This window comes from Bradyrhizobium sp. USDA 4501, from assembly GCF_054062115.1.
In genome coordinates this window covers 7,439,929-7,455,127 of record NZ_JBSSEX010000001.1, presented here as the reverse complement: position 1 = coordinate 7,455,127, position 15,199 = coordinate 7,439,929, and the positions used below count along the sequence as shown (strand labels likewise).

Annotated in this window: 10 protein-coding genes and 1 pseudogene; 6 read left to right on the top strand and 5 right to left on the bottom strand. The window is 61.7% G+C overall.

Features of this window, described 5'->3' with window-relative positions:
• Positions 1–484: 484 nt before the first annotated feature.
• The 4 genes and pseudogenes from ACVWZM_RS34365 to ACVWZM_RS34350 all read right to left on the bottom strand — a co-directional run bounded on the left by ACVWZM_RS34365 (position 485) and on the right by ACVWZM_RS34350 (position 6,037).
• Positions 485–1,546 (bottom strand): methyltransferase domain-containing protein, encoded by a 1,062-nt coding sequence (locus tag ACVWZM_RS34365; RefSeq protein ID WP_051376449.1) that lies wholly within the window; start codon positions 1,544–1,546, stop codon positions 485–487.
• Between the two features lie 323 nt (positions 1,547–1,869).
• Positions 1,870–3,298 (bottom strand): annotated as a pseudogene (gene ahcY / locus ACVWZM_RS34360) (adenosylhomocysteinase).
• Between the two features lie 126 nt (positions 3,299–3,424).
• A complete protein-coding gene (metK, locus tag ACVWZM_RS34355; protein ID WP_253589819.1) occupies positions 3,425–4,621 on the bottom strand; it encodes a methionine adenosyltransferase in 1,197 nt (398 codons plus the stop codon).
• A 60-nt stretch (positions 4,622–4,681) separates the two neighbouring features.
• On the bottom strand, positions 4,682–6,037 hold the full coding sequence (locus tag ACVWZM_RS34350) for a hypothetical protein (protein WP_016843649.1): 1,356 nt from the start codon (positions 6,035–6,037) through the stop codon (positions 4,682–4,684).
• A gap of 349 nt (positions 6,038–6,386) precedes the next feature.
• Between ACVWZM_RS34350 and ACVWZM_RS34345 the strand changes: the two genes are divergently transcribed.
• From ACVWZM_RS34345 to ACVWZM_RS34320, 6 genes are all read left to right on the top strand, one after another.
• Positions 6,387–7,229 carry an FkbM family methyltransferase gene (locus ACVWZM_RS34345; RefSeq protein ID WP_253589818.1) on the top strand — a complete coding sequence of 281 codons (843 nt, stop codon included), beginning with the start codon at positions 6,387–6,389 and terminating at the stop codon, positions 7,227–7,229.
• A 20-nt stretch (positions 7,230–7,249) separates the two neighbouring features.
• Positions 7,250–8,737: a glycosyltransferase gene (locus tag ACVWZM_RS34340; protein ID WP_249168185.1), complete on the top strand. Its 1,488-nt coding sequence runs from the start codon at positions 7,250–7,252 to the stop codon at positions 8,735–8,737.
• A 10-nt stretch (positions 8,738–8,747) separates the two neighbouring features.
• Positions 8,748–9,497 carry a class I SAM-dependent methyltransferase gene (locus ACVWZM_RS34335; RefSeq protein WP_028338321.1) on the top strand — a complete coding sequence of 250 codons (750 nt, stop codon included), beginning with the start codon at positions 8,748–8,750 and terminating at the stop codon, positions 9,495–9,497.
• Between the two features lies 1 nt (position 9,498).
• Positions 9,499–11,775 (top strand): hypothetical protein, encoded by a 2,277-nt coding sequence (locus tag ACVWZM_RS34330; protein WP_456855695.1) that lies wholly within the window; start codon positions 9,499–9,501, stop codon positions 11,773–11,775.
• Positions 11,750–12,100 (top strand): hypothetical protein, encoded by a 351-nt coding sequence (locus ACVWZM_RS34325; RefSeq protein WP_456855694.1) that lies wholly within the window; start codon positions 11,750–11,752, stop codon positions 12,098–12,100. The genes ACVWZM_RS34330 and ACVWZM_RS34325 overlap by 26 nt, the downstream gene beginning before the upstream one ends.
• A gap of 223 nt (positions 12,101–12,323) precedes the next feature.
• Positions 12,324–14,051 (top strand): caspase family protein, encoded by a 1,728-nt coding sequence (locus tag ACVWZM_RS34320; RefSeq protein WP_456855693.1) that lies wholly within the window; start codon positions 12,324–12,326, stop codon positions 14,049–14,051.
• Between the two features lie 13 nt (positions 14,052–14,064).
• Here the strand turns inward: ACVWZM_RS34320 and ACVWZM_RS34315 are convergent, their stop codons facing one another.
• On the bottom strand, positions 14,065–15,183 hold the full coding sequence (locus tag ACVWZM_RS34315) for a cobalamin-independent methionine synthase II family protein (protein WP_253589815.1): 1,119 nt from the start codon (positions 15,181–15,183) through the stop codon (positions 14,065–14,067).
• Between the last annotated feature and the right edge of the window lie 16 nt (positions 15,184–15,199).

Below are 15,199 nucleotides of genomic sequence, written 5' to 3'. Positions count from 1 at the left end.
GATGTGTCCGTCTCACCCGATCGAGGGGGGCTGCGCATCGTCACGGATGTTACGGTGAGATGCGGTTGACGCCCGAGCGCACGTAGTGGCTGGTGTCTTCAAAGCGCGCAGCGCCTTTGCGAAAGAAAGTACGTCCGATCGGCGCATCAAGCTAACATCGAACCAGATTTAAGACTTGTCGGCAACACTCTCCGAATCGGCGCGCGGCACTCCAGCCTCCACGACCTCCCGGGATACTGCGCGGCTGCATCCAACAGCGAAACACGACACCGACCGGTGACGAAATGACACGATTGATGAAATCAGCGACCATCACCAGGTTCATGAGCGAGCTGTGGTGCCGTTCACTCATGCTCTGTTCAAGCTATTAGAACTGCGAACGGATCGGGAAGCAATATCGATACGTCCGCAGCCAGCTCGAGACGGTGCTTCATCAGGTTCTTCCAGTAAACTCGTCCGCGTGACCAATATATAGCCGACTCGCTCACAGCTTGCAGAGGTATTGACGTCCATTCGTATTTGGATCGGATCCGTCGCTAGACGACAAGAAGAGCGCTCCACCCCAATGCGAATATGCGCCTCGCCCAATTTTCTGGATCGTGTCATGAGCTGAGTGGGGTGGTCCAAGGAGCTTACCATCCTCGAACAATGCGAGGCTAGAACTTATGGGGCTCGTACTGTCGTCACCCCGCGGAAGATAATCCGGCAGTGTCGCACCCCACATTAAGCCGCCGTTGCTCGCAAACGACTCGATACGAAACTCGGTCGGTTTACCGGACTCGATCCGGCGACCGTTCTCAATCTCGAAGGGACTGAACCACTCGATCGCGTCGGATAGATGGCGTTGACCTGTAAATTTCCGGCCGTACAGGCTTTGGATTGGGATTGCCCAATCGAGGGAATCGGGACGCTTGCGGGCGACGAGCATGTGGAAGGCGATTCTTTGGTCGAAGGTGCCGATAAGGCCTTCGCCGTACGAGCCGAGCAGGGCTGGTTTAACGAGCCAGCGCGGCGACTGCGGAGAGAAGTGAAGCGAAATCGAGTTGAGCAGGTCGAATTTCGCCGCCGCATAATAGTCAAGCATGAGCGTAGGGCTGAATTGATAGAAGCCATGATCAACGCAATTGCTCATCGGCAAGATATGGACGGCAAGGCCGCCGGGACGCAGCATGCGCGAGATGTTGGTGAGCGCGTTCGGAACGTGAAAGACGTGCTCCAGCGTCCCGCCGTTAAGCACCACGCCGAAGCGGCCGATCAATTCAGGTGGAAGACTTTCATTGTTTAGATCAAACTCGAAATCGGCGCCCTCGTATTTGCTGATGTCGATGCTTGACAGATCATTTAGCCCTCCGCACATTTGAAAATAACGAGCCGCGCTCATAGGGCGATCGGCGGATGCCCATAGCGAAACCTTCTCTATGGCTTTAGTAAAGGCTTTCTCTGAGAAGCCGCAGTCCATCACACCAAGCGTTGCGACCGGCCCGTTGGCATGGTGTGCCAAAAGCCACCCGCGCAATAGGACTGCAACGTTGAGCGCCAAACCCATGATGATGCCTCACTTTGGAGGGGCAGCGCATTTGCCTCCCCTACTGACTAGCCGATTGCGGGGTAAGAGCCGCAGGGCAAGTAGCTCTGTAACCCGAGAGAGCCGACCCTAGCAACCCGAGCCTTGGCAGGCCATCTCTGATTTCCCGAATCCGAAAAGGACCTTATTGCACGGCCCATTTTGGTATGACCGGTCCTCGACCGGTGCACGGGGGCGACCAGTCAAATTGCGTGCGGCATCCCAGCTTGATGCACGAGCCTGCCTAGCAAAAAGCCCCGGGCGAGGCCGGGGCTCTTCACGTGATCGATTGCTGCGGGCGCGGATCAGTAGCGGTAGTGATCCGATTTGTACGGACCTTCCTGCTTCACGCCGATATAGTCGGCCTGATCCTTGCGCAGCTCGGTCAGCTTGACGCCGATCTTGGCGAGGTGCAAGCGGGCGACCTTCTCGTCGAGCGTCTTCGGCAGCACGTAGACCTTCTTGGCGTACTTGCCGTCCTTGTTGTTGGCGAACAGCTCGATCTGCGCCAGCGTCTGGTTGGTGAAGGACGCCGACATCACGAAGGACGGATGGCCCATCGCATTGCCGAGGTTCACGAGGCGGCCTTCCGACAGCATGATGATGCGGTGCTTGTCGGGGGAATTCGATCTCGTCGACCTGCGGCTTGATGTTGGTCCACTTCAGATTGCGAAGGCTCGCGATCTGAATCTCGTTGTCGAAGTGACCGATGTTGCAGACGATGGCGCGATCCTTCATCGCGCGCATGTGCTCGATGGTGATGATGTCCTTGTTGCCGGTGGCGGTGACGAAGATGTCGGCGCGCGGCGCCGCGTCTTCCATGGTCACGACCTCATAGCCTTCCATCGCCGCCTGCAGCGCGCAGATCGGATCGACCTCGGAGACCATGACGCGGCAGCCGGCCTGGCGCAGCGAGGCGGCCGAGCCCTTGCCGACGTCGCCGAAGCCGGCAACCATCGCGACCTTGCCCGACAGCATCACGTCGGTGCCGCGGCGGATGCCGTCGACCAGCGACTCGCGGCAGCCATAGAGGTTGTCGAACTTCGATTTGGTGACGCTGTCGTTGACGTTGATCGCCGGGAACAGGAGCGTGCCCTTGTTCGCCATCTCGTAGAGGCGATGCACGCCCGTGGTGGTCTCCTCCGAGACGCCCTTGATGTTCTTGGCGATCTCGGCGAACCAGCCCTTCGGCTTCTCCTTCAAGAGGCGCTTGACCAGCGCGTAGAAGATTTCCTCTTCCTCGGAGCCCGGCTTGTCGAGGAAGGCGGTGTCGCCCTGCTCGGCGCGGTAGCCGGCATGCACGAGCATGGTGGCGTCGCCGCCATCATCGAGGATCATGTTGGGCGTGCCGCCGCCGTGCCAGTCGAACAGCTTGGCTGTGTAGTCCCAGTACTCGGTCAGCGTCTCGCCCTTGACTGCGAACACCGGAATGCCGGCCGCGGCGATCGCGGCGGCGGCGTGATCCTGGGTCGAATAGATGTTGCAGGAGACCCAGCGGATGTCGGCGCCGAGCGCGGCCAGCGTCTCGATCAGGACCGCGGTCTGGATCGTCATGTGCAGCGAGCCCGCGATGCGCGCGCCCTTCAGCGGCTGCTTGGGGCCGAACTCCTCGCGGGTGGCCATCAGGCCGGGCATCTCGGTCTCGGCCAGCGAGATCTCCTTGCGGCCGAAATCGGCGAGCGCAATGTCCTTGACGATGTAGTCGGTGAAGCCGGGCTTCGTGGGGGCGTTCATTTGAGCGTCCTGTCGTTGAACTGGTCGTTCCGGGGCGCCTCGAAGAGGCGAACCCGGAATCTCGAGGTGATGATTAGGGATTCCGGGTTCGCTCGCTCCCGCGGGCGCCCCGGAATGACGCAAGTATCAGAGCGCGCGCTTCAGCTGCTCGACGAGATCGGTCTTCTCCCAGGAGAAGCCGCCCTCATTGTCGGGCGTGCGGCCGAAATGGCCGTAGGCCGAGGTGCGCGCGTAGATCGGGCGGTTGAGGTCGAGATGGCTGCGGATGCCGCGCGGCGTCAGATCCATCGCCTTGGCCACCGCCTTCTCGAGCTGATCCTCCGACACCTTACCGGTGCTGTGGGTGTCGATGTAGATCGACAGCGGACGCGCCACGCCGATCGCATAGGCGAGTTGCAGCGTGCAGCGGTCGGCGAGACCGGCCGCGACGATGTTCTTGGCGACATAGCGCGCGGCATAGGCGGCCGAGCGGTCGACCTTGGTCGGATCCTTGCCGGAGAACGCGCCGCCGCCATGCGGAGCCGCGCCGCCATAGGTGTCGACGATGATCTTGCGGCCGGTCAGGCCGGAGTCGCCGTCGGGACCGCCGATGAAGAACTTGCCGGTCGGATTGATGTGCCAGATCGTCTTGTCGGTGATCCACTCCTTCGGCAGCGCCTCGCGGACATAGGGCTCGACGATGTCGCGGATCTGCTTGGACGACAGGTCCTCGACCAGATGCTGGTGCGAGACCACGATCTCGCGGACGCCGACCGGCTTGCCGTTCTCGTACTGCACCGTGACCTGGCTCTTGGAGTCCGGACCCAGCACCTTCTCGCGGCCGGAGTGGCGCGCTTCGGAGATCAGCCGCAGGATCTTGTGGGCGTAGAAGATCGGCGCCGGCATCAGGTCCGGCGTCTCGTTGGTGGCGTAACCGAACATGATGCCCTGGTCGCCGGCACCCTCTTCCTTGACCTCGCCCGGCTGCAGCGCGTCGACGCCCTGCGCGATGTCGGCCGACTGCGGATGCAGCAGGATCTCGATGTCGCAGTTCTTCCAGTGGAAGCCGTCCTGCTCGTAACCGATGTCCTTGATTGCAGAGCGAACCACGCTCTCGATGTGGTCGTTGGTGACCGAGCTCGGGCCGCGCGTTTCGCCGGCGATCACCACCTTGTTGGTGGTCGCGAGCGTCTCGCATGCCGCGCGGATCTGCCACGGGTCGATGCCCGCTTTCGGTCCCTCGCGATAGAACAGATCGACGATCTCATCCGAGATACGATCACAGACCTTGTCCGGATGGCCTTCCGAGACCGACTCGCTGGTGAACAGGTAAGACGCGCGCATCAAGCAAACCCCTTGTTAAGTCGAAGTCCGACGTTGGTTGGTGAATATGTCCCAGGCATGTCAGTCTCGTCGCCGCGAGATGACGTAGGATTCGTCGTAGAACCACAGCCCGTTGTGTTTGCGGAGAACTTCGCGCGTGGCCTCGAGAGCTCGTCCGTTTTCGGTCGTTTCGGTCAACCGCTCATCTTCGATCTGCGCGACATACACCGCCGCATTCCACGCAGCAAAGGCCGTCGAGGTTCCGATCGAGCCGGTTACCTCATTGGGCAGCGCTTCCATATCATATCGGAAGATCGAACGGTTATCGGCGTAGGCGTTGAAGTTCAGCTCGCGGCCGGCGGAGCCCAGCTCGTATTTCACCGCGCGCAGTATCTCATGGCGGCTGACGGCGAAAGGATTTTCTCCGGGCCAGACGGCTTGAATCATTTCAAGCCCGGGATCGCCGCCGTGGGAGTGGATTCCTATCAGCCGTCCGCCGCCGCGCAGCGCGCGGGCCAGCGGCGCGATGATCCGCTTGGCGCGGAAGTTCACCGAAGATTTGGCACGGTAGGGCTGCGAGGCGATCACAAGATCGAAATTGGCTTCGGTGCGGCCGGCCCGCGGAATGATGGAATCGAGCAGGAACCGGTGATCGTCCCGGTACAGGACCAGCGCCACCGGCCGCTCATAGATCGGCATCGCATTGCCGGGGCTGAGATTGGCGCGCCAGTTCTGCTCCAGGAACGGACCGAGTTCGGCGATCTGGGCCTCGAACTCACCCGAGGACGCGCCCCGCAGGGCCACCTCGTGCCAGATCATGCTGGCGGCCGCCGCGGAGTTCTTGGGCGTCAGCCACGGCGCCTCGGCGTAATACATGTTGGTGAACACGAAGACGCTGGCCGGGTGTTCGAACAGGCGGTCGGGGACCTTGTCGAGGGTGAGGCGGACGTCCTCGAGGCTCAGTTCCTTGCCGGCGACATAGAACGGCATATGTGGGAAGCGGCCATGCATGGCGCGCAGGACCCGCGCCAGCACCGTGCCGTCGCCCATCCCGGCATCGAACACCCGCAGTGCCGGCGGCCGCGGATGGATGGCGGCCAATTCCAGCGCAACCCGGTCGGCAATCACCCGCTTCTCGCTGCAGGTGTGGACGAACAGCAAATAGCGCTGGCGGTTCTCGAAGAACCGGAAATTGCCCCGCGGATCGCGCTTTTCCGGCGGCACCACGAGGCCGCGCGGCGGCGCCACGCCGCCCGGCGTCGAGGTCGCGATGAAGGCGTTGATGCGGTCGAGCGTATCGATCGTGATGCGCTTGCCCTCCCGCAGCCGGTACACCAGCTTGCCGTCATTGACGGCGCGGCGGCCGAACGTCGTCTCCGCCATGTCGGAGCGACGGCAGAAATCCGTGATCTGGCTGAGGATTTCGTCGTTCTTCATGGCGCCTTGGGTGGGCAGCGGCGAGTGGGACAAGAGTGGGCAGAAGCTTCACGTGGTGAGTTCATATCACCATCTTCCCACCAATGGAAGGCCTACGCGCTATCGAAGGACCATACCGCGAGGCACGACCGCCCCCTGTTTGACCGCCATCGCCTGGTCCACACGATCGGATGCGCTCTCTCGCCGCGCTTTTGCGGCGCGAATTGTCACAACCACCGATTTTCAAACAAAAGTTCCACAGCCCCCTTCGCATCGGGGAGCCGAGCTCGACGAGCGACCCAATCCGCACGTTTTACAACCGCGCCGACGTTCGTTAAGAGTGCCGGCTTTAGGGACACCAAATTCGCCAATGAAAACCACTCACAAGATCGGTGCCGCTCGCTTGATGTACCGCGCCGTTCGCGCTGGACGGTCGCTGCTGGGAAGATCCGATCGTCAGATCGCCGTCAGAAACGGCATCAACTACGATCTGGACCTGGCGCAAGGCATCGATTTCGCGATCTATCTCGGCAATATCTACGAGCGCCAAACGAGGGTCACGCTGCGCGGGCTTGTGAAGCCCGGATCACTGGTCCTCGATATTGGGGCCAATGTAGGAGCCCACACGCTCCATCTGGCTCACCTCGTTGGTCCGGAAGGACGCGTTCTCGCCTTCGAACCGACCGACTTCGCCTTTCGCAAGCTCAATCGCAATCTCGAACTGAATCCCGAGCTGCAGAAGCGCGTGATCCCTCTGCACTGCTTCCTGACCGGCAAGGACGCCGAACCCGTTCCGTCAGCCATCTATTCGAGCTGGCCGCTCACCAATGAAAGCGGCTTGCACGCAAAGCACCTTGGGCGTGAGATGCGCACGGAAGCCGCGCAAGCCCGCAGACTCGACGATGTTCTGGCCCAGTTCCCGGATCTGCGGGTGCAGCTCGTCAAGCTGGATGTGGATGGCTACGAGTGCGACGTTCTCCGCGGAGCCCCAAAGCTCATGAAGGACGTGAAGCCGATTTTCGTCATGGAACTGGCGCCCTACGTGCTCGAGGAACGAGGGACCTCCCTAGAAGAACTCTTTTCGTATTTCATTCCAAACGGGTACCGTTTTTTCGATGAAAAGCACGGCAACGCGCTGCCTTCCTCGGCCGCCGAACTAGGCCGAATGGTTTCGGACGGTGCCTGCATCAATGCAATTGCCCGTGTGCAATAGCGTGACTGTCGGAGATTGCATTGGCTTCTTATTCATCCCAGGCGAACACAGCGGCGACTTTGTCCAGCGAGCCGCGGCCGCTCAGCAACCGTAAGCGCGAATTCCTGGAGCGCATCGAGGCCACGCTTGAGGAACAGGAGCGCTGGCGGAAGATCAATTCGGCCTACTATGCCGAAGACCTTCAGTACATGCGCTTTCTAATTCCTCCTGGGAAGCGTGTGCTTGAACTGGGTTGCGGCCGCGGCGAGCTGCTCGCCGCGCTTGAGCCTTCTTATGGAGTGGGCGTCGACTTCAGCCAGGCGGCGATCACGCGGGCGCGCGAACGATTCCCCAATCTGCAATTTCATGAAGGCGACGTGGAAGATCCGCAAACGTTCGACGCGATCGAAGGTCCGTTCGACTACATTGTCATCGCGGACACGATCGGGATGTTCGACGACATCGATGGAACGCTTGGGCTGATCCAGAGGATCTGCTCACCATCGACGCGACTGGTGATTTCCTATTATTCCCCCCTCTGGGAACCGATCCTCAAGATCGGAGAAATGCTCAGACTGAAGAGCCGGCAGCCGAAGATCAATTATATCGCCACCTCGGACTTCCTTAATCTGATGGATCTTGCCGACCTTGAGGTCATCAGGCACGAGCAAAGGCAATTGCTGCCGCGGCGGTGGCTCGGGCTGGGGCCTTTCATCAACCGGTTCATCGCGCCGCTGCCGGGCATCCGCAATCTTTGCTTGCGGACATATTTTGTTGGGCGCCCCATACGGCAGTTTGCCGACCGGAAGCTCTCGGCGAGCATCCTCATTCCTTGCCGCAACGAACGTGGCAACATCGAGAGCGCCATCAAGCGCATGCCCAGGTTCGGCAGCGCGCAAGAGATCATCTTCGTCGAGGGCAACTCAAGTGACGGCACCTTCGAGGAGTGCGAGCGGGTTCGCGACGCCTATCGGGGCGTTTGGGACATCACGGTGCTGAAGCAGGACGGCAAGGGCAAAGGTGACGCCGTACGAAAAGGCTTTGCGGCAGCCAAGCAGGACGTCCTGATGATTCTCGATGCGGACCTGACCATGCCGCCCGAGGCGTTACCAAAGTACCATGCTGTGATCGAAAGCGGCAAAGCTGAATTCGTCAATGGCAGCCGCCTCATCTATCCGATGGAAAACGAAGCGATGCGGCCGCTCAACCTGATTGCCAATCGATGCTTCGCCTACATCTTCAGCTATCTGACTAACACGCGATTGACCGACACCTTGTGCGGTACCAAGGTCCTGCTGCGAAAGGACTACGAGGTGCTGGCGCGCGAGCGATCCTATTTTGGCAATTTCGATCCGTTCGGTGACTTCGACCTGATCTTCGGTGCGGTGAAGCAAAATCTGAAGCTGATCGAAACGCCCATTCACTACAAGGCCCGCACGTTCGGCCAGACTCAGATTTCGCGCTTTCGCGACGGCTGGCTGCTACTGAAGATGGTCGTATTCGCCTATCGCAAGCTCAAAGCTGTATGATCGGTGAGCCGTGACAGACAATCCAGCCGGCTTGAACCAGCGCCAGATCGTCCACCGCGAAGTGTGGGAAACAAAGGAGGCGATACGCCTTCTGTACCAGGACTACCATCGGCAGCTCTTTGAGAACTGTCCGGAGGGTGCAATTCTCGATATCGGCGGAGGCACCGCTCATATCAAGCAAACTCGCCCGGACGTCGTCTCCGTCGACATCCTGCGCTTTCCCGGCATCGATGTCGTGGCCGACGCTCACCGACTGCCATTCCAGAACAGCGTATTTGGCGGCGTGGTGATGCTCGACGTCTTGCATCATCTGGAGCGCCCGATCGAATTCCTCAACGAAGCGTCACGCGTGCTGAAACCAGGCGGACGGCTGGTGATGATCGAGCCCGCGATGACGACGCTGGCGCGCCGGTTCTACGACCACTTTCACGAAGAGCCGGTGGATATGAAGGCCGATCCATTCGCTCCGGTGCCGATCGATCCCAATCGCGACCCGTTCGACGCAAATCAGGCCATTCCAACGCTGCTGTTTGCCACGGAGCCGGCGCGTCGGCGCGTGGAACAGACCGTTCCCTCGCTGCGTGTGCGCAGCGTGGACTGGCACAGCCTGTTTGCCTATCCCATGAGCGGCGGATTTCAGAGGTGGTCATTGATTCCAGCGGCTCTGGTCAGCCCGACGCTACGGTTCGAAAGGATGGTGCCAGCGCCTGTTCGAAGGCACCTCGCGTTCCGAATGATCGTCGTGGTGGAGCGCGTATAGGATGCAGCACCTTCTGGGGAGGACCGGAGCTGCGGTGGAGCCAGGTTCTACCCGCCATGTCAGCGGCTGGAAGTCGATCGCTGCGAGATCGGTATTCTGGCTACTCGCCCTCCTGACGCTGGCAGCGCTCGCGCTCCAGCTCGGCATTAGGCAGAAGGAGTTCGAATTTTCCGGCCCATTCGGACCGGAGACGAATCCGCCGCAGGCCTCCCTCATCCTGGGCGTTCCGCAGGAACCGCCCGCTCCATGGTGGCGCCAACCACTGCTCGGCGACAGCGGCGAGAAACCCCTTCAGTCCTTCCTCGAGCTGCGCATCGACGGCCGCAGGATGGGTCCCCCGCACACCCTTCACGAAATCATTCGATCGGGCACGACGACCGGCTTCAGCCATTGGGGGGATCGCGTGATCTTCGCGCTTCCCCCTGACGTGAAGAACGATGCGACCGCGACAGTGACACTCCGGTACAGTGTTCGACCGAGAAGCTGGTTGACCGCCGCCCTTGCGATTTTGACAGCCCTGCTAGGCTGTTACGCGTACTCCGGTCCGCTCGGATCGTTCGCGAAGCGGTTTGGAAAACAGTCGATGGCCGTTGCCTTAAGAGCCCCTTACTGGATCTTGGCTGGGCTGTGCGGCACCGCATTGGCTGCCTCGGCGGTGTTCGCGCTTACCAGTCTCTATGCCTTGATGATGGGCTACGCGCTGCCAACGACCGCGCTCATTCGTTGGTCGCCAATCGCCGGGTGGGCGGCCAACAACGAGCCATATCTCGCGTACCCGCTCTTGATGCTGGCTGGGCTCGGAGCCGCCACGACATGGTCGATGGGCTCGAACGCATTGCAACAGTCGCTCATCAGGTCATACGAACAATTCTCGCGACGGCTACTCACCTGGTGCGGGCTTCCGATCGTGGCATGTGCCTACATTTATTGTATTAGCTCCATGTGGGCGGGAATCGTCAGGCCAAACGATCCCAACACCACGAGCCTTGGCGGCCTGCTTCCGTTTTCAGACGCAAACGGTTACTTGGCGTCCGCCTTCGGTCAGGTGACCAATGGGACGTGGAGTTGGTTCGCCCTTCGGCGGCCCTTGGCTGCGGCTTTCAGGTCGGTTCTGCTGATTTTTGGCAACCTTTCATTGCAGCAAATGCTGATCCTGCAAGCTTGCCTGCTGGCAGGTGCGATTTGTTTCGCGACCCATGCGATCATGAAGTGGCGCGGCGTCTGGGCTGGAATAGCCTTCTTTGCGCTGGCCTATATCTACAGCCGGTACTTCGTGCCGACGACGCTCACCGAGCCGCTCGGATTGTTCTGGGCGCTGCTGTCGATCCCGTTCTTCCTCAAGGCCTTCCACGATCGCTCTGTCAGCGCCGCGCTGGTCGCATTTGCGATGACAGCCATAGCATTGATGACGCGAATGGGGAGCATGTTCACGCTTCCTGCTCTGGTGGTCTGGCTGGTCTGGCAATTCGGACGGGACGCCAAAGCAAAGCTCAGGATTGGCCTGGCAGCATTCTGCATTCTACTCGGCGTTCTCGGATTGAATTCGGTGCTACCACGGGTCTATGCGGCCGGCCCCGGTTCAATGACGACTGGCAATTTTGCCTACGTACTCTGTGGCCTTTCGATGGGGACGACCTGGGACGGTTGCCTCAAGGAGCTCGCCGCGGAAGGTAAGCCTATTGTGGGCACCGAAGAAGCCATGGTCCGGCAACTTTACTCCGCCGCCTGGACGCATTTCCGCGCGAACCCTGGTGTTCTCTTCCGACGACTGGGCGAGAGCGTCGTGGAATTCGCCACGACGTTTCCTGGCCTGCTCTGGAGAGGCTACGGATGGGTCGTCCAGCCTGATTGGCTCGCTCAGAACGTGCTGACGGCGATATGTATCGCCGGCCTATTGTACGGCGCCATACGACGAACGAAAGCTGTCGAACTCACATTCTGGGCCCTTCTCTGGGCGAGCATCGTGGCATCGTCCGCATTCATTTACTTCGATGACGGTGCACGAGCTCTCGCTGCCAGTCAGCCGATGATAGCGCTGTTCTTTGCGCTGGGAATGAGTAGCCGGGTCGGGTCATTGACCGAGCCCGCGGCGCACTCTCGATTGCCCCGGAACGGATTGGTCGGGTTGGCTGCGGCGGCAATGCTTTTCGTTTGCGTCCCTTGGGCAGCCTATCGCCTTGCGCCCGGGCAAACAGGAAGGCGCAAACCTATCGCAACTGCCGAACGAGACCTTTGTCTTCGGCGGCCGTCGGATGTCTGGCTTCCTCGTCGTCGATGACGGCCAACCTCTTCGCAACGAGATTCCGTCCATTCATCTTTCGGACTTCGCGGCCATCATCGCCCAAAGCGGGGTCGAGCACTTTCAGGATCTAATCCACCCCATCATGCCCCCCTTACCCTTTGGCTTCGTGTTTGCTCCGCGCCTGGAGAAGGACGTAATTGGCGAGCCCTTGTATATCGTGCCAGCGGAGGTCGTTGAACGTCGCGACATTGAGGTATGGCATCTCGACGTGAAACAATGGGGCCAGCTACATGCCGGCTTTGGGATGCCGTATTGGCTCTACGTCACGAAGGCGGAGCCGTGGCCGGCAGCCAGGCGGTAATATTTTGCCGGTTCGCAGCGTAAGGTAGCTCCAGCGCTTACCCGCCGCAAACGTCCCATCATTGGGAACGGAAGGCTTCCGCGCGGCGCGGATATCGATTGCCACGTCCGTGTTCCCACCCATTGAACCCGCTTCGCTGCCCGATCACCAAACAGTCATGACCGCTGCCTGGACCGCCGCGCCGTCGCCGATCGCCGTGACGGCTCTATCCCCTGGATGACCGATGCGCCGCCTGCTCCTGATCCCCTGCGTGCTTGCCGCCATGCTGTGGTCGGCGCCCTGCTTCGCCCAGGCGCGCTCCCAGCTCGGCCCGCTCTGCACGACCGAGACCACGCCGGCCGACCAGATGATCGACGCCTGCACCAAGATCATCGCGCTGAAGGTATTTCCCGGCGAGAAGCTCGCGACCATCTATTTCTGGCGCGCGGTCGGCTGGAACAAGAAGGGCAATTACGCACAGGTCATATCGGACGCCACCGAGGCGCTGCGGCTCAAACCCAGCACCGCCGTCTACAATCTGCGCGGCTCGGCCTATTTCGACAAGGGCGAGTACGACCTCGCGATCGCCGACTTCAACGATGCGCTGCGCATGGGGCCGCCGAGCGGCATCATCTTCCACAATCGCGGCAACGCCTATCGCAGCAAGGGCGACTATGCGAAGGCGATCGCCAACTACGACGCCGCGATCAAGGCCCTTCCGAAATCGGCCTTCTCCTACCAAAACCGTGGCTCCTCGAAGCAGGCGCTCGGCGATCTCGACGGCGCGCTTGCCGACATCAACGAGGCCGTCAGCATCGATCCGTCGCTGCCGCAGCCGCTGATCAGCCGGGCCGTAGTCTGGCGCGCCCAGGGCGATATCGCGCGTGCGATTGCGGACACGTCGGAGGCGATCCGGCTCGCCAAGGCGAAAGCGCCCGTCAACATCATGACGCCGCCGGGCAGCGTACTGATCTCGGCCTATACTCAGCGCGGCCTCGCCTATGAGGCCAAGGGCGACGCCACCCACGCCAAGGACGACTACGCCTCGGTGCTCGAGGGCGTGGCCTCCGACGCCGGCAGCAAGGCTAACCAGGCCACCGCCAAGGTGCGGCTCGCGCTGCTGAGGCAGGCCGACGCAGCGCCGCGTAAGGCTGCGGCTGCGCCTGTCGCCGAGAGCAGCCCAGCCGCGCCGCCTGCGGCTTCCGTCACGGCACCGGCCCCGCCAGCCACACGGGCGCAGGCGGCGGCGACCGGCCGGCGCGTCGCGCTGGTGATCGGGAACGGCGCCTATGCGCATGTGAAGGCGCTGCCCAATCCGCCCAACGATGCGCGCGCCATCGCCAAGAGCCTGCGCGACATCGGCTTCACCGTCTCGGAGGGTCTCGATCTCGATCGCAACACTATGCAGAAGACGATCAACGATTTTCTGCGCGATGCGGCGCGGTCGCAGATCGCCGTGGTCTACTATGCCGGCCACGGCGTGCAGGTCGATGGCCGCAACTATCTCGTGCCGGTCGATATCGCGTTCAGGGCCGGCGGACGCGTGACCGACGCGATGGTCGATATGGATGTGATCATGGCCGGTCTCGACGATCAGATCCGCACCAACATCCTGATCCTCGATGCCTGCCGCAACAATCCGATGGCGCCGCAGGTGGCATCCGCGGGCCCAAGCCGCGGCATCGAGGCCGGATCCGGCCTTGCCGCGCCCGCCTCGCTCGGATCAGGCTCGACGCTCGGCGCCGGCACGCTGATCGCGTTCGCGACCGCGCCGGGCCAGGTGGCGCTCGATGGCGAAGGCGCCAATAGCCCGTTCTCGGCGGCGCTGTCCCGCCATGTCGGCACGCCCGGCCTCGAGGTGCAACAGATGCTGACGCGGGTCCGCGCCGAGGTCGTCGCTGCGACCAAGGGCAAGCAGGTGCCGTGGTCGAACTCCTCGCTGCTCGGCGAGGTCTATCTCGCCGAGCACTGACAGCGCTTACGCGTCACTTGCCCCAGACCTCGCTCGCGACCTCGACGGCGAGCCGCAGCTTGGCCCACTGCTCTTCCTCGGAGAGGATGTTGCCTTCCTCGGTCGAGGCAAAGCCGCACTGCGGCGACACCGCGAGCTGCTCGATCGGGGCGAATCTGGATGCTTCCTCCAGCCGCCGCTTGATGGCGTCCTTCTTCTCGAGCTCGCCGAACTTCGAGGTGATGACGCCGACCACCACGACCTTGTTGCCCTTGGGCAGGAAGCGCAGCGGCTCGAAGCCGCCGGCGCGGTCGGAATCATATTCGAGGAAATAGCCGTCGTAATTGGTGCCGGCGAGCAGCGTCTCGGCGACCGGCTCGTAGCCGCCGGAGGAGATCCAGGTCGAACGGAAATTGCCGCGGCAGACATGGGTCGTGATCACCATGTCGGACGGACGGTCGGCGATCGCGTAGTTGATGACCCGGGCGTAGATCTCCTGCAGGCCCTCGGGATTGTCGCCGCGGTCGCGCGACTTCTGCAATTCCTCCTGCGAGCACAGATAGGCCCACACCGTGTCGTCGAATTGCAAATAGCGGCAACCGGCATCGTAGAACGCCCTGACCGCCTTGCGATAGGTCTTGCCGAGGTCCTGATAGAATTCCTCGAGGTCCGGATAGACCGCCTTCGAGATCAGCTTGCGGCCGCCGCGGAAATGCAGCACCGCCGGCGAGGGGATCGTCATCTTCGGCGTGACATGCGCTTGGTCGGCGTACTTCTTCAGGAAGCGGAAGTGATCGAGCATCGGGTGGTGATCGGAGAAATCCAGCTTGCCGGTCACCCTGATGGCGTCGTGCCGGGTCTGCACGCCCGCGAACTGGATGCCGATGTCGGGATGGAACAGCTCGCAGCCGGTCAGATGGCTGAGGAAATCGAAGTGCCACCAGGAGCGGCGGAACTCGCCGTCGGTCGCAAGCTTCAGGCCGACCGAGGCCTGCTTGTGCACGACCTTCTCGATCTCCATGTCCTCCACCTTGCGCAGCTCGTCGGCGGAAATCTCGCTCTTTTCCAATCTGGCGCGAGCCTCCTTGATCTTCGGCGGCCGCAACAGACTGCCGACCTCGTCGGCGCGGAACGGAGGCTTGGTTCGCTGCATGGTCAACTCCCGGACG

Coding starts and splice junctions, on each gene's coding strand:
- ACVWZM_RS34320 (WP_456855693.1), top strand. CDS start 12,324: ATGCGCCGCCTGCTCCTGATCCCCTGCGTGCTTGCCGCCATGCTGTGG.
- ACVWZM_RS34325 (WP_456855694.1), top strand. CDS start 11,750: ATGTCTGGCTTCCTCGTCGTCGATGACGGCCAACCTCTTCGCAACGAG.
- ACVWZM_RS34365 (WP_051376449.1), bottom strand. CDS start 1,546: ATGGGTTTGGCGCTCAACGTTGCAGTCCTATTGCGCGGGTGGCTTTTG.
- ACVWZM_RS34350 (WP_016843649.1), bottom strand. CDS start 6,037: ATGAAGAACGACGAAATCCTCAGCCAGATCACGGATTTCTGCCGTCGC.
- ACVWZM_RS34315 (WP_253589815.1), bottom strand. CDS start 15,183: ATGCAGCGAACCAAGCCTCCGTTCCGCGCCGACGAGGTCGGCAGTCTG.
- ACVWZM_RS34345 (WP_253589818.1), top strand. CDS start 6,387: ATGAAAACCACTCACAAGATCGGTGCCGCTCGCTTGATGTACCGCGCC.
- metK (WP_253589819.1), bottom strand. CDS start 4,621: ATGCGCGCGTCTTACCTGTTCACCAGCGAGTCGGTCTCGGAAGGCCAT.
- ACVWZM_RS34330 (WP_456855695.1), top strand. CDS start 9,499: ATGCAGCACCTTCTGGGGAGGACCGGAGCTGCGGTGGAGCCAGGTTCT.